This window comes from Citrobacter sp. Cpo045, assembly GCF_030332875.1.
In the GTDB taxonomy this organism is placed as follows: domain Bacteria; phylum Pseudomonadota; class Gammaproteobacteria; order Enterobacterales; family Enterobacteriaceae; genus Citrobacter; species Citrobacter portucalensis.
On the sequence record NZ_JAOWGZ010000107.1, the window covers coordinates 299,198 to 319,891 of the forward strand.

Annotated in this window: 18 protein-coding genes; 9 read left to right on the plus strand and 9 right to left on the minus strand. The window is 53.7% G+C overall.

Annotated elements, in window-relative coordinates; all coding sequences use genetic code 11:
* Positions 1-25 precede the first annotated feature (25 nt).
* Positions 26-889 (plus strand): YicC/YloC family endoribonuclease, encoded by an 864-nt coding sequence (locus OGY13_RS23240; protein ID WP_003024052.1) that lies wholly within the window; start codon positions 26-28, stop codon positions 887-889.
* 258 nt (positions 890-1,147) lie between these two features.
* Entirely contained in the window at positions 1,148-1,765 is a 618-nt protein-coding gene (locus tag OGY13_RS23245; RefSeq protein ID WP_038635410.1) for a trimeric intracellular cation channel family protein, read from the plus strand.
* Here the strand turns inward: OGY13_RS23245 and ligB are convergent.
* Positions 1,762-3,441 carry an NAD-dependent DNA ligase LigB gene (ligB, locus tag OGY13_RS23250; protein WP_213752145.1) on the minus strand — a complete coding sequence of 560 codons (1,680 nt, stop codon included), beginning with the start codon at positions 3,439-3,441 and terminating at the stop codon, positions 1,762-1,764. The two genes, OGY13_RS23245 and ligB, sit on opposite strands and share 4 nt — an antisense overlap.
* Before the next feature lie 261 nt (positions 3,442-3,702).
* Here ligB and gmk point away from each other — a divergent pair, with 261 nt between their 5' ends.
* From gmk to recG, 5 genes are read left to right on the plus strand one after another with little or no spacing between them, the layout of a single operon-like run.
* Complete coding sequence (gmk, locus tag OGY13_RS23255; protein WP_003024042.1) at positions 3,703-4,326, plus strand: guanylate kinase; 624 nt, start codon at positions 3,703-3,705, stop codon at positions 4,324-4,326.
* A 54-nt stretch (positions 4,327-4,380) separates the two neighbouring features.
* Positions 4,381-4,656, plus strand: a complete 276-nt coding sequence (rpoZ, locus tag OGY13_RS23260; RefSeq protein WP_000135058.1) for a DNA-directed RNA polymerase subunit omega — start codon at positions 4,381-4,383, stop codon at positions 4,654-4,656.
* Between the two features lie 18 nt (positions 4,657-4,674).
* Complete coding sequence (gene spoT, locus OGY13_RS23265; RefSeq protein WP_003024038.1) at positions 4,675-6,789, plus strand: bifunctional GTP diphosphokinase/guanosine-3',5'-bis pyrophosphate 3'-pyrophosphohydrolase; 2,115 nt, start codon at positions 4,675-4,677, stop codon at positions 6,787-6,789.
* 4 nt (positions 6,790-6,793) lie between these two features.
* A complete protein-coding gene (trmH, locus tag OGY13_RS23270; protein WP_032945382.1) occupies positions 6,794-7,483 on the plus strand; it encodes a tRNA (guanosine(18)-2'-O)-methyltransferase TrmH in 690 nt (229 codons plus the stop codon).
* Between the two features lie 5 nt (positions 7,484-7,488).
* Positions 7,489-9,570: an ATP-dependent DNA helicase RecG gene (gene recG, locus OGY13_RS23275; RefSeq protein WP_125363673.1), complete on the plus strand. Its 2,082-nt coding sequence runs from the start codon at positions 7,489-7,491 to the stop codon at positions 9,568-9,570.
* A gap of 42 nt (positions 9,571-9,612) precedes the next feature.
* Here the strand turns inward: recG and gltS are convergent, their stop codons facing one another.
* Complete coding sequence (gene gltS, locus OGY13_RS23280) at positions 9,613-10,818, minus strand: sodium/glutamate symporter (RefSeq protein ID WP_003024029.1); 1,206 nt, start codon at positions 10,816-10,818, stop codon at positions 9,613-9,615.
* A 225-nt stretch (positions 10,819-11,043) separates the two neighbouring features.
* On the opposite strand from gltS, the gene xanP reads away from it, so the two are divergent.
* Together xanP and OGY13_RS23290 are read left to right on the plus strand one after the other, a co-directional pair.
* Positions 11,044-12,435, plus strand: a complete 1,392-nt coding sequence (gene xanP, locus OGY13_RS23285; protein ID WP_003024026.1) for a xanthine/proton symporter XanP — start codon at positions 11,044-11,046, stop codon at positions 12,433-12,435.
* A 121-nt stretch (positions 12,436-12,556) separates the two neighbouring features.
* Positions 12,557-14,266 (plus strand): AsmA family protein, encoded by a 1,710-nt coding sequence (locus OGY13_RS23290; RefSeq protein ID WP_213752146.1) that lies wholly within the window; start codon positions 12,557-12,559, stop codon positions 14,264-14,266.
* Positions 14,267-14,308: 42 nt separating this feature from the next.
* Here OGY13_RS23290 and OGY13_RS23295 read toward each other — a convergent pair whose 3' ends face one another.
* From OGY13_RS23295 to OGY13_RS23325, 7 genes are all read right to left on the minus strand, one after another.
* Positions 14,309-14,986: a D-lyxose/D-mannose family sugar isomerase gene (locus OGY13_RS23295; protein ID WP_186412852.1), complete on the minus strand. Its 678-nt coding sequence runs from the start codon at positions 14,984-14,986 to the stop codon at positions 14,309-14,311.
* 49 nt (positions 14,987-15,035) lie between these two features.
* Positions 15,036-15,896 carry a ketose-bisphosphate aldolase gene (locus tag OGY13_RS23300; RefSeq protein WP_003024018.1) on the minus strand — a complete coding sequence of 287 codons (861 nt, stop codon included), beginning with the start codon at positions 15,894-15,896 and terminating at the stop codon, positions 15,036-15,038.
* 80 nt (positions 15,897-15,976) lie between these two features.
* Entirely contained in the window at positions 15,977-16,828 is an 852-nt protein-coding gene (locus OGY13_RS23305) for a class II fructose-bisphosphate aldolase (RefSeq protein WP_008786487.1), read from the minus strand.
* 11 nt (positions 16,829-16,839) lie between these two features.
* Positions 16,840-17,931, minus strand: a complete 1,092-nt coding sequence (locus OGY13_RS23310; protein ID WP_286637889.1) for a PTS fructose transporter subunit IIC — start codon at positions 17,929-17,931, stop codon at positions 16,840-16,842.
* A gap of 26 nt (positions 17,932-17,957) precedes the next feature.
* Complete coding sequence (locus OGY13_RS23315) at positions 17,958-18,278, minus strand: PTS fructose transporter subunit IIB (RefSeq protein WP_003827230.1); 321 nt, start codon at positions 18,276-18,278, stop codon at positions 17,958-17,960.
* Between the two features lie 19 nt (positions 18,279-18,297).
* Positions 18,298-18,768 (minus strand): PTS sugar transporter subunit IIA, encoded by a 471-nt coding sequence (locus OGY13_RS23320; protein WP_008786490.1) that lies wholly within the window; start codon positions 18,766-18,768, stop codon positions 18,298-18,300.
* Positions 18,769-18,794: 26 nt separating this feature from the next.
* On the minus strand, positions 18,795-20,348 hold the full coding sequence (locus tag OGY13_RS23325; protein WP_213752147.1) for a BglG family transcription antiterminator: 1,554 nt from the start codon (positions 20,346-20,348) through the stop codon (positions 18,795-18,797).
* Positions 20,349-20,694 lie beyond the last annotated feature (346 nt).

A 20,694-nucleotide genomic window follows, 5' to 3' on the forward strand; every position in this document is an offset into this window, starting at 1 on the left:
CTCATCTTTAAAAACAGGAACGTCTATGATCCGCAGCATGACCGCCTACGCCCGGCGTGAAATCAAGGGTGAATGGGGTAGCGCCACCTGGGAAATGCGCTCGGTAAACCAGCGTTATCTGGAAACCTATTTTCGCCTGCCGGAGCAGTTCCGTAGTCTCGAACCCGTTGTTCGCGAACGTATTCGCACGCGTCTGACGCGCGGTAAAGTCGAATGTACCCTGCGTTTTGAGCCTGATGCCAGCGCGCAAGGCGAGCTGATTCTGAATGAAAAACTCGCTAAACAGCTCGTTAGCGCTGCTAACTGGGTCAAAATGCAGAGCGATGAAGGTGAAATCAACCCGGTTGATATCCTGCGCTGGCCAGGCGTAATGGCTGCCCAGGAGCAGGATCTGGACGCCATTGCCGCCGAAATCCTCGCCGCGCTTGACGGTACGCTGGATGACTTCATCGTTGCGCGTGAAACCGAAGGTCAGGCGCTGAAAGCGCTGATCGAGCAGCGTCTGGAAGGCGTCAGTGCTGAAGTCACAAAAGTGCGTGCTCATATGCCAGAAATCCTGCAATGGCAGCGCGAGCGTCTGGTAGCCAAACTGGAAGACGCCCAGGTGCAGTTGGAAAATAACCGCCTTGAGCAAGAGCTGGTGCTGATGGCGCAACGTATCGATGTGGCGGAAGAATTAGATCGTCTGGAAGCCCACGTCAAAGAAACCTACAACATTCTGAAGAAAAAAGAGGCGGTTGGCCGTCGTCTGGACTTTATGATGCAGGAATTCAACCGTGAGTCGAACACTCTGGCATCGAAGTCTATCAATGCCGAAGTGACGAATTCCGCGATTGAACTGAAGGTACTGATCGAGCAAATGCGCGAGCAAATTCAGAACATCGAGTAAGCAACCATTCTACGTAGCCCGCCAATAAATGGCGAGGCTACGTATTTTTCCCGACGCTTTGATACTCTCTTGTTCAATTCGAATTATATTTTCTCATCATTCTTTATTGAAGGTCATAATACAAAGCGCATATCACCACGCATTTTCAGCAAACTCGCATTAGCTGTAGTTATTAAAATCACTTCACCTTAGAAAATCTCAATCGTGACAAGGCGCACAAATCGTTAACCTTAGCCCCCAGCAAATCAGGGGGAATACATGCTGTTACACGTTTTATATTTAATTGGTATTACTGCCGAAGCCATGACCGGTGCGCTTGCTGCTGGGCGTCGTCGTATGGATACATTTGGCGTCATTATCATTGCCACCGCGACGGCCATTGGCGGCGGATCGGTACGCGACATTCTTCTCGGCCACTATCCGCTTGGCTGGGTCAAGCATCCCGAATACGTCATTATCGTGGCAGCCGCTGCGGTACTCACCACCATTATTGCTCCTGTTATGCCCTACCTGCGTAAAATATTCCTTGTACTGGATGCGCTGGGCCTGGTGGTCTTTTCTATTATTGGCGCACAGGTGGCGTTGGATATGGGTCACGGGCCGATTATCGCCGTGGTCGCTGCGGTCACGACCGGCGTCTTCGGTGGCGTGTTACGCGACATGTTCTGCAAACGCATTCCGTTAGTGTTCCAGAAAGAGTTGTATGCTGGGGTTTCTTTTGCCGCTGCCGTGCTTTACATCGTGCTGCAACATTACGTCTCCAGCCACGATGTGGTGGTTATCTCTACCCTACTCTTCGGTTTTACCGCCCGCTTACTGGCGCTACGCCTGAAGTTGGGCCTGCCAGTATTTTATTATCGCCATGAAGGTCATTAAGGCATAAAGCCCGTAATACGCTGGGCAGCCAGCCAGTTGCTCAGCGCTATGACCTCCCTGGTCTCCAGCCACTGAATGATCTGTCGTGCCCGCCGTTCCCCCATGAAAGGGAGCTGCCGCCAGCTTTGCTCATCACGGTCCTGCAATTGTTGCCACGAAGCATCCCGACTGGCATTCAGGGTTGCCTGTGTTAACGGTATTCCCATGGCAATAACCCAACGTGTGAACGGGAGATCGCGCGACAGGTTGAACTGATGCCACAGCTTCTCCCCTTTGATTACACCAAGTGCAGACTCTAACTGTTCCTGAGTTAACCCAAGCCAGGAAAAGATATGTTCAAAGCGATACACCTGGTTGAGCTCTCGCCATCCCGCCTCGCCGATCCCCTCCAGCCCCAGCACCTCTTTGCCGCCCAGCCAGACCAGTCTGGCAACAAACTGTTCCTGGCACTCCGCTGTAGCATAAAAACAGGTTAATGAATTGAAGCGCCCCTCGGGGGGTATTGGCTTAGTACGCTGAGTGCTGCGCCAGACCACCTCGTCTATACGGGGTATCCCTTGTCCAGCCAGGCGCACCAGAATCTGATCGCCAGGCGCGATATCCCATTCATTCCAGCGTCGGACGGAGCCAATATTGACGCGCTGTACGCGTTTATCATCCAGCATGACGGGAGTCAGCAATGCAACCACCGCAATTTTCCCGCTTTTACCAACGGAGAACTGAATACCAGTAACCTCAGATACCCTCGTCACGGGAGGATATTTCCACGCCGCCAGCCACTCACCCTGCCCGGGTAGCCAATACTTTGCCCGTGGCTCTTTTGCCGTTCGCACCACGACACCATCTGTCACAAAAGGTAATGCTGAACTCCACCACCTGGCGCGCAACTTTTCGACTTCATCCGCATTCTTCACGGCGTGAGTATAACGTTGCGTGTAACTGAACCCGGCAGCCGTGAGCTGCTCCAGTCTTTCAGGCATGACCGCCGGACCATCAGGCCAGGCCCAGATAAAAATTGCCAGCGAGCGTAACATTTCCGGATTGCCCTGGCGCATCATTAATCCAGCAACCTTCGAGCGGGCGTTCATTCCCCCTCTCTGCTTCTGAATATGCCCCTCTTGCTGCAAAAATATCTCACCCTGCAACGTACTGTTAGCGAGTTTCCCCTTGGTGGAATGTGGTACGGAAGGGATCTGCAGAACCTTTTGCGTCCAGTCTTCGCCTTTCATGCCATTACCACGGCTAATCGCCCGTACCAGATTGCCATTGCGATAGACTAACGTCACCGCCACACCATCCACCTTCGGTTGCACCCAGAGATCGCTGCGAGCGAGCATCCATTGCTGTAGCGCTTGCTTATCAGCAAGTTTTCGAACGCCCGTGTGGGGAACTGGATGCGAGACGGTGCCACTTATTGGGGGCACAGACAGATCTGGTGGGACATCATCGCCAAAACAGCGCTGCCATTGAATTAGTTGCGCATTGAGCTGGTCATAAACGCCGTCGTCTACGGCACTTTCCCCTTGCTTCCAGTAACTGTCATTCCACTGTGTAATCTGCTGCTGTAGTCGTGAAATTTCCTCGTTTGCCCTGGCAGGCGACCAGACGGGGCATACCGCCCACGCAGGTAAATGCCACACCAGTAAAACCAGCCCTATGCATTTCCATAATCCCATGCTATCTCCGCTGAACGATACGTTTCCCGGCAGGTATAGCGCGAAGTGAAATAGAAACAGAGCGGCAAAAATTCATCCTGCGAACAGCTTTCCGGACATTTGCATGTATTGCTGCAAATCACCGATAAAACAGGAAACTGGTACGCAAAACGCAATAAACATGCGCAAAAAGTGTGACAAGGGCTACGTCACATAGCGGCTACGTGTATAATAAGCCCGTATGTAGGCTCTCTTTCGACAATCACATACATTAAGATACTCATGGCTCAAGGCACGCTTTATATTGTTTCTGCCCCCAGTGGCGCGGGTAAATCCAGCCTGATTCAGGCTTTATTAAAGACCCAACCGTTGTATGACACCCAGGTTTCTGTTTCGCACACCACGCGCGCACCGCGCCCGGGGGAAGTGCACGGTGAACACTATTTCTTTGTGAACCATGATGAATTCAGAACCATGATTGGCAGAGACGCGTTCCTGGAACACGCGGAGGTTTTCGGTAATTACTACGGCACCTCGCGTGAAACCATTGAGCAAGTATTAGCATCCGGCGTAGACGTCTTTTTAGATATCGACTGGCAAGGTGCGCAGCAAATTCGTGAAAAAATGCCGCATGCGCGCAGTATTTTTATTTTGCCACCGTCTAAGATTGAGCTGGACCGCCGCCTGCGTGGCCGCGGTCAGGATAGCGAAGACGTGATCGCGAAACGTATGGCGCAAGCTGTTGCAGAAATGAGCCATTACGCCGAATATGATTATCTTATTGTGAATGATGATTTCGACACCGCCCTGGGCGATTTGAAAACCATCATTCGCGCCGAACGTCTGCGCATGAGCCGCCAAAAGCAGCGTCATGACGCTTTAATCAGCAAACTGTTGGCAGACTGAACCCACATTCAGTATCATGCCCAGTCATTTCTTCACCTGTGGAGCATTTTAAGTATGGCACGCGTAACTGTTCAGGACGCTGTAGAGAAAATTGGTAACCGTTTTGACCTGGTACTGGTCGCCGCGCGTCGCGCTCGTCAGATGCAGGTAGGCGGAAAGGATCCGCTCGTACCGGAAGAAAACGATAAAACTACCGTTATCGCGCTGCGCGAAATCGAAGAAGGTCTGATCAACAATCAGATCCTCGACGTGCGTGAGCGCCAGGAACAGCAAGAGCAGGAAGCCGCTGAATTACAAGCCGTTACCGCTATTGCTGAAGGTCGTCGTTAATCACAAAGCGGGTCGCCCTTGTATCTGTTTGAAAGCCTGAATCAACTGATTCAAAACTACCTGCCGGAAGACCAGATTAAGCGTCTTCGGCAGGCGTATCTCGTTGCACGTGACGCTCACGAGGGCCAGACACGTTCAAGCGGTGAACCCTATATCACGCACCCGGTAGCGGTAGCCTGCATTCTGGCCGAGATGAAACTCGACTACGAAACGCTGATGGCTGCGCTGCTGCATGACGTGATTGAAGATACCCCAGCCACCTATCAGGACATGGAACAGCTTTTTGGCAAAAGCGTTGCAGAGCTGGTAGAAGGGGTATCGAAACTTGATAAGCTTAAGTTTCGCGATAAGAAAGAGGCGCAAGCTGAAAACTTTCGCAAGATGATTATGGCGATGGTGCAGGATATCCGCGTCATTCTCATCAAACTTGCCGACCGCACCCACAACATGCGCACGCTGGGCTCATTACGCCCGGACAAACGTCGCCGCATCGCCCGTGAAACCCTCGAAATCTATAGTCCGCTGGCACACCGTTTAGGTATTCATCACATTAAAACCGAGCTGGAAGAGCTGGGTTTTGAAGCGCTGTACCCAAACCGCTATCGCGTGATTAAAGAAGTGGTTAAAGCCGCTCGCGGCAACCGCAAAGAGATGATCCAAAAAATCCTCTCGGAAATCGAAGGGCGTTTGCAGGAGGCAGGTATTCCGTGTCGCGTAAGCGGGCGTGAGAAGCACCTGTACTCTATTTACTGCAAAATGGTGCTCAAAGAGCAGCGTTTTCACTCCATCATGGATATCTACGCATTTCGCGTCATCGTTCATGATTCCGATACCTGCTATCGCGTACTCGGCCAGATGCACAGCCTGTACAAACCACGCCCTGGTCGCGTGAAAGACTATATCGCCATTCCGAAAGCGAACGGATATCAGTCTTTGCACACCTCAATGATCGGCCCTCATGGCGTCCCGGTTGAAGTACAGATTCGTACTGAAGACATGGACCAGATGGCAGAGATGGGTGTCGCAGCGCACTGGGCTTACAAAGAGCACGGCGGCGAAAGCAGCACCACTGCGCAAATCCGCGCTCAGCGCTGGATGCAAAGCTTGCTGGAACTGCAGCAGAGCGCCGGTAGCTCGTTTGAATTTATTGAAAGCGTCAAATCTGATCTCTTCCCGGATGAGATTTATGTTTTCACACCGGAAGGGCGCATTGTCGAACTGCCCGCCGGTGCAACGCCTGTCGACTTCGCCTACGCCGTGCATACCGATATCGGTCACGCCTGCGTCGGCGCGCGCGTCGACAGACAGCCTTACCCGCTTTCACAACCACTCTTTAGCGGCCAGACCGTTGAGATTATCACCGCGCCGGGCGCACGTCCGAACGCAGCGTGGCTAAACTTCGTCGTCAGTTCGAAAGCGCGCGCCAAGATTCGCCAACTGTTGAAAAACCTCAAGCGCGATGATTCCGTCAGTCTGGGTCGTCGACTGCTCAACCATGCCCTGGGCGGTAGCCGTAAACTGGCTGAGATCCCGCCAGAGAGCATCCAGCGTGAGCTTGAGCGTATGAAGCTCGCCACGCTTGACGATCTGCTCGCAGAAATCGGTCTGGGTAACGCCATGAGCGTGGTGGTAGCGAAAAACCTCCAGCAGGGCGAAGCAACAGCGAACGTACCAGCACAATCTGGCCATGGTCATCTGCCAATCAAAGGCGCTGACGGCGTACTGATCACCTTCGCGAAATGCTGTCGTCCAATTCCAGGCGATCCAATCATTGCCCACGTCAGTCCGGGTAAAGGTCTGGTGATCCACCATGAGTCCTGCCGTAATATTCGTGGCTACCAGAAAGAGCCAGAGAAGTTTATGGCGGTGGAATGGGATAAAGAGACGGAGCAGGAATTCATCACCGAGATTAAGGTGGATATGTTTAACCACCAGGGTGCTCTGGCGAACCTGACGGCGGCAATCAACACGACCACCTCCAATATTCAAAGTTTGAATACGGAAGAGAAAGATGGCCGCGTTTATAGCGCCTTTATTCGCCTGACCGCTCGTGATCGCGTGCACCTGGCGAATATCATGCGCAAAATCCGCGTCATGCCGGACGTGATAAAAGTCACCCGTAACCGAAACTAGTCTTATGAATGAACAGCGCTATGCACGTATCCGCGAGATGCTCGCACGTCGTCAGCCCGATCTGACCGTCTGCATGGAGCAGGTTCACAAACCTCATAACGTTTCTGCGATTATTCGTACTGCAGATGCGGTCGGCGTGCATGAAGTCCACGCCGTCTGGCCGGGTAGCCGTATGCGCACCATGGCCTCTTCTGCTGCAGGCAGCAACAGTTGGGTGCAGGTGAAAACTCACCTTACCATTGGCGATGCGGTCACACATTTAAAAAGCCGGGGCATGCAGGTCCTGGCAACCCATCTGTCAGATAAAGCCGTGGATTTTCGCGAGATTGATTACACGCGCCCCACCTGCATCCTGATGGGCCAGGAGAAAACCGGCATCACTCAGGAAGCGTTGGATCTGGCTGATCAGGACATCATCATTCCCATGACTGGCATGGTGCAGTCACTGAACGTTTCTGTCGCCTCCGCGCTGATTCTGTACGAAGCACAGCGCCAGCGGCAAAACGCGGGGATGTACCGACGAGAAAACAGCATGCTGCCACAAGAAGAGCAGCAGCGCTTACTGTTTGAAGGCGGTTATCCGGTGCTGGCGAATGTCGCTAAGCGCAAAGGTCTTCCCTACCCTCACGTAAACACGCAGGGCGAAATTGAAGCCGATGCAACGTGGTGGGCCACTATGCAATCTGCGAGATAAACGCGATGAAAGGCCGTTTACTGGATGCCATCCCACTCAACTCTCTGACCGGCGTTGGCGCAGCGCAAAGCAGTAAACTGGCTAAAATTGGCCTGCACACCGTGCAGGACCTCCTGCTCCACCTCCCTCTGCGTTACGAAGACCGTACCCATCTGTACCCAATTGGCGAACTGCTGCCGGGTGTCTATGCCACCGTTGAAGGCGAAGTGCTGAACTGCAATATCACCTTCGGCGGCCGCCGGATGATGACCTGTCAAATCAGCGATGGCTCGGGGATTCTCACCATGCGCTTTTTCAACTTCAGCGCAGCGATGAAAAACAGCCTTGCTACCGGGCGTAGGGTACTGGCCTACGGCGAAGCCAAACGCGGGAAATACGGCGCAGAGATGATTCACCCGGAATACCGCGTACAAGGCGATCTCAGCACGCCAGAATTGCAGGAAACACTCACACCAGTATATCCAACCACCGAAGGTGTGAAGCAGGCCACGCTGCGCAAGCTGACCGATCAGGCACTGGATCTGCTCGATACCTGCGCCATTGTCGAACTGCTGCCGCCAGAGCTGTTACAGGGCATGATGAGCCTACCCGAAGCACTGCGCACGTTGCACCGCCCCCCACCGTCGCTGCAACTCAGCGATCTGGAAACCGGACAACATCCGGCGCAGCGACGTCTGATTCTCGAAGAACTGCTGGCGCATAATCTCAGCATGCTGGCACTACGCGCCGGGGCACAGCGTTTTCACGCCCAGCCGTTAAGTGCTAACAACGCGCTAAAAGATAAGCTGCTGGCAGCATTGCCGTTCAAACCTACGGGCGCACAGGCCCGCGTTACCGCTGAGATTGAACGCGATATGGCACTGGATGTGCCGATGATGCGCCTGGTGCAGGGTGATGTCGGCTCCGGTAAAACGCTGGTTGCCGCGCTGGCCGCGCTGCGGGCTATCGCACATGGTAAGCAGGTTGCGCTAATGGCTCCTACCGAACTATTGGCTGAACAACATGCAAATAACTTCCGCAACTGGTTCGCGCCACTGGGCGTTGAAGTGGGCTGGCTGGCGGGCAAGCAGAAAGGTAAAGCGCGTCTGGCGCAACAAGAAGCCATCGCCAGCGGTCAGGTGCAGATGATTGTCGGCACGCACGCGATTTTCCAGGAACAGGTGCAGTTCAGCGGGCTGGCGCTGGTTATCATCGACGAACAGCACCGCTTCGGCGTTCATCAGCGTCTGGCACTGTGGGAGAAAGGTCAGCAGCAGGGTTTCCACCCACACCAGCTAATCATGACCGCCACGCCGATTCCACGTACCCTGGCGATGACGGCCTATGCTGACCTCGACACGTCGGTCATTGACGAACTCCCTCCGGGGCGTACGCCGGTCACTACGGTCGCCATTCCGGATACCCGCCGCAGCGATATTATTGATCGCGTGCGCAACGCCTGTACCCACGAAGGACGTCAGGCATACTGGGTCTGTACGCTGATTGAAGAGTCTGACTTGTTGGAAGCTCAGGCGGCAGAAGCGACGTGGGAAGAGCTTAAACTGGCGCTGCCAGAACTCAATATTGGCCTGGTACATGGGCGCATGAAGCCCGCCGAGAAGCAGTCAGTAATGGCGGCCTTTAAGCAGGGTGAACTGCATCTGCTGGTTGCTACCACGGTGATTGAAGTGGGCGTGGACGTGCCAAACGCCAGCCTGATGATTATTGAAAACCCGGAACGCTTAGGTCTGGCCCAGTTGCACCAGTTGCGTGGTCGCGTAGGCCGTGGCGCGGTGGCTTCCCACTGCGTTCTGCTCTACAAATCACCGCTGTCTAAAACCGCGCAGAAACGCCTGCAGGTTCTGCGAGACAGCAACGACGGGTTCGTAATTGCGCAAAAAGATTTAGAGATTCGCGGACCCGGCGAGCTGTTAGGTACTCGCCAGACCGGAACGGCAGAATTCAAGGTCGCAGATTTACTGCGCGATCAGGCGATTATCCCGGAAGTTCAGCGCATTGCCCGCCATATTCACGAACGTTATCCGCAACAGGCCGCGGCACTGATAGAGCGCTGGATGCCGGAAACCGAACGCTACTCCAACGCGTAGTTAATTCATAGCGGCGGCGGATGTTACCCCGCCGCACAGCCGTTATTGCGCGAAAATCGGTAACAGCAGATACAGCTTAATTACCAGCGCGTTGACGATATCGATAAAGAACGCCCCCACCATCGGCACCACCAGAAACGCCATATGGGATGGTCCAAAACGTTCGGTAATCGCCTGCATGTTGGCAATCGCCGTCGGCGTCGCGCCGAGGCCAAAACCGCAGTGTCCGGCAGCCAGCACGGCGGCATCGTAGTTCTTACCCATCATGCGCCAGGTGACGAATATCGCGTACAGCGCCATGAAAATAGTCTGCACAACCAGGATTGCCAGCATCGGCAAGGCCAGTGAAGCCAGTTCCCACAACTTCAGGCTCATCAGCGCCATCGCCAGAAACAGCGACAGACTAACGTTACCCAGTACAGAAACCGCACGTTCGAACACCCGATAAAAGCCCAGTAGCGCCAGACCGTTACTGAGGATCACCCCAACAAACAGGACGCAGACGAAGGTCGGCAATTCCAGCACTGTTCCAACCAGCATTTGCGCAACGATTTTACCCACCGTCAGACAGATAGCGATCAGAGCAATGGTTTCAATCAGCACCAGCGAGGTGATCATGCGCCCAACGTCCGGCTTTTCAAATGCGGTCGGCACGGCCTGATCGTCCGGCATACCGTCTGGCGTGGTGGAGTGTTTGACCAGATAGCGTGCCACCGGGCCGCCAATCAGCCCACCCAACACCAGACCAAACGTTGCGCAAGCCATCGCCACTTCAGTCGCATTGGTGAAGCCATAACGTTCAATAAACAGCTTGCTCCACGCGGCCCCGGTTCCGTGTCCACCAGAGAGGGTGATCGAGCCAGCGATCAGACCCATCAGCGGGTCCAGACCCAGCAGGGTCGCCATACCGATACCGATGGCGTTTTGCATCAGCAACAAGCCAACAACCACAATCAGAAAAATACCCACCACGCGGCCGCCAGCACGCAAACTGGCGATATTGGCGTTCAGGCCGATAGTGGCGAAGAAAGCCAGCATCAGCGGATCGCGCAGGGTCATATCGAAGTTCACTTCCCAACCCATGCTTTTTTTCAGCACCAGCAGCGCAATCGCCACCAGCAATCCGCCTGCAACAGGTTCGGGAATGGTATATTTTTTCAGGAAGGAAACAGACTGGACGAGCTTACGTCCCAGCAGCAACACAAGGGTTGCCGCAACCAGCGTTGATAACGTATCGAGATAAAACATTTACAGCTCCATTAGTGCGTTTAGCACAATCACGCACGATGCATTCCAGACCGATTTTTAGCTCTTATTGAGTTTTCGGAGTGGATTTTAAGCAGAAAATGATGAAAAGTTATATAAAAATGTTTGTTTATCCGTTTTAAATATTAAGAATACCTGCTAGCAAACGTTTGCTTTTCTGCCCTGGTCAGATAAAATCACCGCTTTTCCACCATGGGATTGCCTCTGATGTCCGTTAACGCCGTAGAGTCAACAAATGCGCAACCGGTTGCGCAGACTCACAACAGTGAACTGATTTACCGTCTTGAAGATCGCCCCCCGTTAGCCCAGACCCTGTTTGCCGCCTGTCAGCATCTGCTGGCCATGTTCGTCGCGGTGATCACCCCTGCTCTGTTAATTTGCCAGGCGCTTGGTTTACCGGCTCAGGATACTCAACACATTATCAGTATGTCGCTGTTCGCCTCCGGCGTGGCTTCTATCATCCAGATCAAAGCCTGGGGGCCGGTCGGCTCAGGGCTGCTATCCATTCAGGGCACCAGCTTTAACTTTGTTGCGCCACTGATTATGGGCGGTACGGCGCTAAAAACCGGTGGCGCAGATGTCCCAACCATGATGGCGGCGCTGTTCGGTACGCTGATGCTGGCAAGCTGCACCGAGATGGTTATCTCGCGTGTCCTGCACCTGGCGCGTCGTATTATTACTCCGCTGGTCTCAGGGGTGGTAGTGATGATTATCGGCCTGTCGTTGATTCAGGTGGGTCTGACATCGATTGGCGGTGGCTATGCCGCAATGAGCGACAACACCTTTGGTGCGCCGAAGAATTTACTGTTGGCAGGCGTGGTGCTGGCGCTAATCATCCTGCTTAACCGTCAACGCAACCCGTACCTGCGCGTTGCGTCATTGGTGATTGCGATGGCGGCAGGCTATCTGCTGGCCTGGTTTATGGACATGCTGCCGCAAAATACCGCACCGGTAAGTCAGGACCTGCTGATGGTGCCAACGCCGCTGTATTATGGCCTGGGCATCGACTGGAGTTTACTACTGCCGCTGATGCTGGTCTTTATGATCACGTCACTGGAAACCATCGGCGATATTACGGCCACCTCTGATGTCTCCGAGCAGCCGGTTTCTGGTCCGCTGTATATGAAGCGCCTGAAAGGCGGCGTGCTGGCGAACGGTCTGAACTCGTTTGTTTCCGCCGTGTTCAACACCTTCCCGAACTCCTGTTTTGGCCAGAACAATGGGGTTATTCAGTTAACAGGCGTTGCCAGCCGCTACGTTGGTTTTGTGGTGGCGCTGATGTTGATCGCGCTGGGCCTGTTCCCGGCAGTCAGCGGTTTTGTACAGCATATTCCTGAGCCGGTACTGGGCGGCGCAACGCTGGTGATGTTCGGTACTATCGCAGCATCCGGTGTGCGTATCGTGTCCCGCGAGCCGTTGAATCGCCGCGCGATTCTGATTATCGCGCTGTCGCTGGCCGTTGGTCTGGGTGTTTCCCAGCAGCCGCTGATTCTCCAGTTCGCCCCGGATTGGGTGAAAAACCTGCTCTCTTCCGGTATCGCCGCTGGCGGTATTACCGCAATCGTTCTGAATCTGGTATTCCCGCCAGAAAAGCAATAAGCAAAATGCGGCGTTGGTTCTGAATCAACGCCGCTGTAACGCTCTTTCACCATTCCCGCCTTGAGCATTGCGCCTAAATCGTGCATAACTTGACTATGTGCACTTCGCGGGATGGAAGACCATGAAATTTATTGGAAAGCTGCTTTTTTACGTGCTGATCGCCCTTGCAGTGGCGATTCTCGGCCTTTATTTTCTACTGCAAACCCGCTGGGGGGCAGAGCACGTCAGTGCCTGGGTTTCGGAGAACAGCAGCTACCATCTGGCGTTTGATGCCATCGATCACCGGTTTTCCTCCCCTTCCCATATTCTGCTGGAAAACGTCACCTTTGGCCGGGATGGTCAGCCCTCAACGCTGGTCGCTAAAACGGTCGATATTGGGCTGAGTAGCCGCCAAATCACCGACCCGCTGCACGTAGACACCATTTTGTTGCAAAACGGCACGCTGAATCTTTCCCAGCAAACCGCGCCGCTACCGTTCCAGGCCGATCGCCTGCAATTGCAGGATATGGCGCTTAACAGCCCCGGCAGCGAGTGGAACCTCAGCGCCCAGCGCGTTAACGGCGGCGTCATTCCCTGGAGCCCTGAGGCAGGTAAAATTCTCGGGAGCAAAGCGCAAATTCAGCTCAGCGCCAGTTCGTTGACGCTCAACGATGTTCCAACTACCAACGTCTTGATTGAAGGCAGCATCGACCATGACCGGGTGACGCTAAGCAATATTGGCGCTGACGTGGCGCGTGGGGCATTAACCGGCGTAGCGCAACGCAATGCCGACGGGAGCTGGGTTGTGGAGAATCTGCGCCTGAACGATATCCGGCTGCAAAGCGACAAATCGCTGGCCGACTTTTTTGCCCCGTTAAGCACTATTCCTTCCCTGCAAATTGGTCGTCTGGAAGTGACGGATGCCCGTCTGCAAGGCCCCGACTGGGCGGTGACGGATCTCGATCTGAGCTTGCGCAACATGACCTTCAGTAAGGACGACTGGCAAACTCAGGAAGGAAAATTGTCGATGAACGCCAGCGAGTTTATTTACGGCTCTCTGCACTTCTTCGATCCGATTCTGAACGCCGAGTTCTCACCGCAGGGCATTGCGCTGCGCCAGTTCACCACCCGCTGGGAAGGCGGTATGGTCAGAACATCCGGAAACTGGATGCGCAGCAACAAAGCGCTGGTCCTTGACGATGCCGCTATTGCTGGTCTGGAATACACGCTGCCGGAAAACTGGAAGCAGCTGTGGATGAAACCCCTGCCAGCGTGGCTAAACAGCCTGACGCTGAAGAAATTCAGCGCCAGCCGCAATCTGGTGATTGATATCGACCCGAATTTCCCGTGGCAGCTCACCGCGCTGGACGGCTACGGCGCTAACCTCGGGCTGGTACAGAACAATCAGTGGGGGATCTGGAGCGGGAGCGCCACCCTCAACGCTGCCGCAGCCACCTTTAACCGTACGGATGTGCGTCGTCCTTCTCTGGCGCTAACGGCAAACAGCAGCACCATCAATATCAGCGAACTGAGCGCCTATACGGAAAAAGGACTGCTGGAGGCCACCGCCAGCATTTCGCAGCTACCTCAGCGCCAGACGCAGGTCAGCCTGAACGGGCGCGGCGTGCCAATGACGATCCTGCAGCAGTGGGGCTGGCCCGCACTGCCGCTTTCCGGCGATGGCAACATCCAGCTTACCGCCAGCGGCAATATTCAGGCCGATGCGCCGCTCAAGCCAACGGTCAACGGTCAGCTGCATGCGGTGAACGTGGAGAAACAGCAGGTAACGCAAACCATGCAGGCGGGCGTGGTTTCGGGGAGTGAAGTCACTGCACCACCACCTGCACAATGATTTATTGCCCGGTGGCGCTTCGCTTACCGGGCCTACTCACGCTCATAAGTGAATATATTCACTGCACAACAGCCATTTCACCGGCTCGTCTTCTTCAATCACCGGGAAGCGACCGCCAGGTTCCAGAAAGTGGTTGTCATGCTGGTCGTCATTGACCATCGAGATTTCCCAGCCCAGCACAAACGCCTTCTCCGCCCAAAAGCGATGATACAAGCGCGGCGGCAGACACACTCCTTGTCCCGGTTTCAATACCAGCGTCTCGCCAGCGTTAATTGTACGCCGCTGACCATCCACGCTAACCTCAACAACGCGTCGGGCGTCATACTCATCATCAGGCGTGGCCCACGCCAGCTGCATACATAAATCACCGCCGCCGCGATTAACGATATCTTCCATTTTATGGCGATGAAAATGCCATGGCGTTTGCTGATCCTGCTGAATTTGCAGCATCTTTTCGGCATACGGTTTGGGGTAATCCGCTGACCCCATCAGACCATTGCGCAACGTTAGTAACGTCAGCCCTGTTTGCGCAAAATCTCCGTGCCCAAAGTCGGTAATATCCCAGCCCAACTGGAGATCGCGCACTTCACGCCACAGAGTTTGATCCTGTTGCCGCCAGGCATCGACCGTAAAATACGCAAAATCAGGCAGACAGACCCGAAAAGTCTCAGCGATGGCATGCGCTTTATCGACGGCATAATTAATGTGTGAACGCTTCATTCCACTTTTCCTTGTTGCGAAAGAGGCGGGTCGCCCCGCCTGCATGCCGTTAGTAAAGTGATGCTTTGCCGGTTGAACCGAACAGTTTCATTTTGTGGCGGATCACGTCCCGCGCGGCGCTAATGGCTTCCGGGTAGATTACGTTCGGGTCCCACCAGGTTTCTTTCGCCAGGATTTCGCGGACTTTCTGGAAGTAGGCGTATTTCATATCGCTGGAAATGTTGATTTTGCCAACGCCCAGCGTCACGGATTCGGCAATTTCCGCATCCGGGTTCGCGGAACCACCGTGCAGCACCAGCGGAATATCCACACGCCCGGCGATGTCGCGCAGGATGTTCATTTGCAGCTCTGGCTGCATCCCTTTCGGGTAGATCCCGTGCGCGGTTCCAATCGCCACCGCCAGCGTGTCTGCACCCGTTCGGGCGATGAAATCCTCTGCCTGAGCAGGATCGGTATAAGTAACCTTCGACACGCCGCCTTCCACTGACGTCCCGGTCTGGCCAATCGTACCCAACTCCCCTTCCACCGAAACGCCTACCGCATGCGCCAGTTTGACCACTTCGCGGGTCAGCGCCACGTTCTCTTCATACGGCAGCAGCGAGCCATCAATCATCACCGAGGTAAACCCACACTGAATTGCCCGCAGGACATGCTCAACCGAAGCGCCGTGGTCCAGATGCAGAGTAAAGGGAACCGGGCTGCGCAGGGTGATATCACGGACGTAGCTAAAAAACGCATCGCCGACAAAATCATGTTCACTGGGGTGAATGGAGATAATCGCCGGGGTATTGGTCGCTTCCGCTTCTTCCACTACTGCGCGAACAAAGCAGCTGTCCGCTACGTTGAATGCGCCGATGGCAAAACCGTGCTGACGGGTAGGTTGCAGTAATTCTTTCATCGAAACTAACATGTTAATTCTCCAGTTTCAGGGTGTAGAAAGCCCTGCCAGTGCGTCATCGCAGAGGCATAGAAGGCGTTACAGAAAATGAATCAGGCTTTGCCGATAGCGCCGCTGGCCTGCAGGTACGGAATAATGGCTTCCTCGCAGGCCTGTTCCATCAGGGCCAGGGCATCAACGAGTTCACCGGATGTGTCGCGACATAGGGTATGCAGTAGCGCAGCCTTTCCGGCTTCGAAAACCGCCGCACCAACGTTTATCTTGGCGACACCAAACGTCGGGCAGCGCTGTAGCTGGTCAAACGGCGTCCCGCTGCCGCCATGCAGCGCCAGCGGCACCGTTGATAACCGGGCTATTTCCTCCAGCCGCTGGAAATCAATAGCAGGTGTGATGCCCGGCGCGTACATGCCGTGTGCCGTACCCACCGACACCGCCAGCAAATCGATCCCGGTCTGTTGGATGAAGGGTTCCACGTCGGCGACCTGGGTCATCAAATCAGCGTTAGCGGCGTGGTCATAGCACGGAGCATCGGCCAGATGGCCCAGCTCGCCTTCCACGCACAGAGAAACGCTGGCGGCAAGCTCAACCACCGCCCGGGTCTGGCGAATGTTCTCCTCCAGCGCAAAGGCGGAGGCGTCGATCATTAAGCCACTGAATCCGGCGCGAAAAGCCTGGCGAATGCGTACAGGATCCTTTCCATGATCCAGCGCCAGCGCGACCGGTACCGAGGCTTCCTCTGCCAGCGTTTTGACCACCGCTGCCGCTATCGGGGCCGGAAAATGCTCCAGATGCCCCTGATACAAATTCAGAATGATGGGCGCACGGTGTTTCTCCGCCACTCGCACCGCTGCGCGGGCGCTTTCCAGGTTCATACAGTTGATGGCCAGCAGCGCGTACTGCTCGCGCCAGGCTTTGGTCACCATGCTTTTCATATCGGCAAACATACGGCCTCCGGTTATTCCAGGGTGAAGGTGATTTCTTCGTCTTTCAGCTTTTGATCGCTGAGTTCGTCAAACTCTTCATCACGCTCGGTTACCGGTTTCTTCCACAGCGACAGCATGACGCCGCAAATCACCGTACCGATCCCCAGCGCCAGGCAAAACAGCAGCGGATGCGTAAAGAGCGGAACCACAAACATTCCGCCGTGCGGTACCGGGCTTTCGACACCCCACACCATAATCAGGCCACCCGCAATCGCCGAGGCCACCACGCAGGAGCCCACCACCCGCAGCAGGTCGCGCGCCGCAATCGGAATAACCCCTTCGGTAATCATGCAAATCCCCATCGGGAATGCAGCCTTCAGCGCCTCACGTTCCGCACGGGTGTACTTGTGACGCGTCAGCAGGAAAGAGAGCGTAATGCCAAATGGAGGGATCATCGAACCGACAAACTTCACCGCTTCCGGACCGTACACGCCGCTGACCAGCATGCCGTCAGCAAACAGCGACATGGTTTTATTCACCGGCCCACCGAAGTCGAATGGCGCCATCGCACCGAGGATAGCGCCCATCAGAAAGCGGGATCCGCCCTGCATGGACTCCAGCAGATGAATCAACGCGTCCTGCAGCCAGGCAATCGGCTTGCCAATCAGCGTCATCATCAACAGGCCGCCGATAACGGTACTCAGTACCGGCAACACCATGATGGGCATCAACCCCTGCATCGACTGCGGCAAACGGATATAGCGCTTGAGCAGCAGGACGGTATAACCGACCAGAAATCCGCCCAGCATCCCGCCGATAAAACCGGTATGAATTTCTCCGCAGACGAAGCCGACAATCAGGCCCGGCGCGAATCCCGGACGGTCAGCAATGGAGTACGCAATCGCCGCACTAATCAGCGGTACGATTAACCCCATCCCCCAGCCGCCAATCTGGTTGAGCATCCAGGGAATAGTTCCTGTTTTTTCACCGACGTTAGTGCCGCCAAGTATTTGCCCGAGAGCAATACAGATCCCGGCGGCGACAATTAACGGGATCATCCACGAAATTCCCGTTAATAAATGTTTTTTTATTTCCTGAGATAGCGGAATTTTATTTTCACTCATGTGAAACCCCTCCAGAATGAGGATCGCTACTGGTTATTATTAACTAATGATTTTTCGACCTTTTCAAGAAACTGAATGGGCGATTTTATGACGATTTCAGTTTTTACTCGCACGATGCGTTTGTTTGAAAATCGCTCCTCCCCTTTTATTTTTACATCGACAGCAAGAATCACGACATCAGCCGCAGAAATATCTTCTGTCAGCAGTTCGTTTTCTGTGCCAATGGTGCCCTGGGTTTCAACTTTTATATTATGACCAAGCGCTTTGGCACCTTTAATTAACTTCTCACGGGCAATATAGGTGTGCGCAATACCCGCCGTACAGGCGGCAACACAAACAATATTCATAACATGCTCCACATTTTATTTAGCAGACATTGGATTCAGCATATTGGCTAAAAAGCTCAATAATTTTTTGTGGACTACTTTCAACTAATAGTTGTTCAATAATGTCGTCATCTGCCAACGCGCCAGCAACCTGCGAAAGCAGACGAATATGGGTGGTGTTTTGATCTTCAAGACGTACGGCAAACAGAATAATGCAGCGCACGTTGCTGCCATCTAGGGTTTCCCAGGGAATATCCTGGCGGGTACGCCCAATCGCCAGCGTGGTATTGACCACCGCCGAGGATTTTCCGTGCGGGATCGCAATATGGTTTTCGAAGCCGGTCGAGCCTTCTGACTCACGTTGCCAGACATCCTGAATAAACGTTTCGCGACAGCTAATTGCTCCATCTTTTTGCAGAATATCCGTCAGTTCCTCAATAGCCTCCGTTTTGCTTGTAGCCTTCATGTCCAAAATAACGCGATTTGTATTGAGTATTTTCGTGATGTCCATCAATCATACCTCATGGAGTTCAGACATTAATTTTCAACGACCAGCGACGTCGCCCGATGTAATTTTTCCGTAATAACCGTTTCTGTTACCCGCTTAATATCCGCATCATTGAAGAAGGCAGTGACATACACGACCGGCATGGCAACCGCGGGTAAATTAATCGTCGATACCACCAGTTCAATATCGTCCGTCAGTACAGTGGGCAGGCTACCTGCCGACACCACGCCGACGATAGTCCAGTCCGGAAAGGCGCGCAGAATACGGCTTTTGAGTAAGTGAGAAGTGCCGATACCCGTTGAACAGACCAGCAGCACGCGTTTACGCGCTATCTGACGCTCCATTGCGGCCTGAAAATGCACGGTTAAATATCCCACCTCATCTTCCGACACGGCCCGCTCGCCCCAACCGCTAAACACTCGATTCACCGCACACTGGGTCAGACGCCACACGTCCTGCAACTCGCCTTTGATATCCTCCAGCAGCGGGTTACGAATGCGGATCTGGTAGTTCAGTCGGTTAATCAGCGGCTTAATGTGGATCAGCAATCCGTCATACAGCGCCGTGTCCTGGCTAAGATCGCTGTCGACCATCTCGGCGAAGGTGGCAATCAACCGATGGGTAATCAAACGCGCTTCGTCGCTGGAGTGCATATGACCAATCACGCTCACGTCATTATGCTCTTCAATCACCACACCCGAGGAGATAATGTATTGATATATAAACCAGACTTCGTCTTCCGGCAGCGGGTGGGCAATGCGTTTTTCGATATGCTGAATCATGCGACTGGCAATGGAAAATATGTTCTCATCACAGGTAGAGATGCTTTCTTCTTTTCTCGGAAGCGCATTGCCCCGCGTGATGCGGTACATCATGATCAGAATATGGGTAAAGATATTGACGTAATAAGGCTCGCCGAGCGACCAGCACAGGTCGTTCTCCATTTCCTGCAATAACGTCTGGACAAATAAAACGTCTTCTTCGCCAAAGTAATGCACTAACGCTTTATAACTGCCCGGATCCAGGCGTGAATAAACCACGTTACCAGGTTCATTATGGTTAATCACGCCGTTAATCAACGATGCCATCGCCTGGCGCACACCGCTCTCGCTGCCTTCAATGTGCGTGCCGCTCTGACTACGAATCAACGACAGGCCCAACGGGGTAATCCAGGATTCAATTACTTTCAGATCGTTCACAATCGATGCGCTACTAATGAAATAACGTTCGGATAATTTACTGATCGACGTTTCATGCGGCGTTTCGCTTAATAATTGTGAAGCTATCTTGACTCGCCGTGAATTATTCATCATGCCGTCAGCATCATCACCCTCCGATCCTAATAACTGGTCCATATATAAAAGGTCGGTAATATTATCGGCACTTAATATCACCCCAGCACCAGCACGTTTATCGATAGTTATTTTCCATTCTGATAACCATGGTTCCAGTAAGCGCAGATCGCGCTGCACAGTTTTCTCTGAAACAGATAAATACTCGGCAATTTTCAGCAGCGTGACATATTCCTTCTTAGACAGAAGAAATTTTAATAATCTGTTTTGTCGCGAGGTAATCATTTGCATTATTTACCCTTATTACATACCAGATTAAATATCTATACCCGTCATACTTCAAGCTGCATGTGCGTTGGCTTTCCTCGCTCACCCCAGTCACGTACTTATGTACGTTCAGGGGATTCGCTGCGTCGCCGCCTTCCTGCAACTCGAATTATTTAGGTTATAAAGAAGCATTGATGCTCCACGTGTAATCCGTGATGATAAATATAAGAGGACTACGATGCGCCAACAATACTAAATCGTGTCCTGTATTCCGGACAGAAATAAGACAAAAACGGGAAATAGTGAGATATTTACGGCGCAGATCACATTTTTCGTGGGATTCAGAGTGATATCGCTCGCAAATATGGGG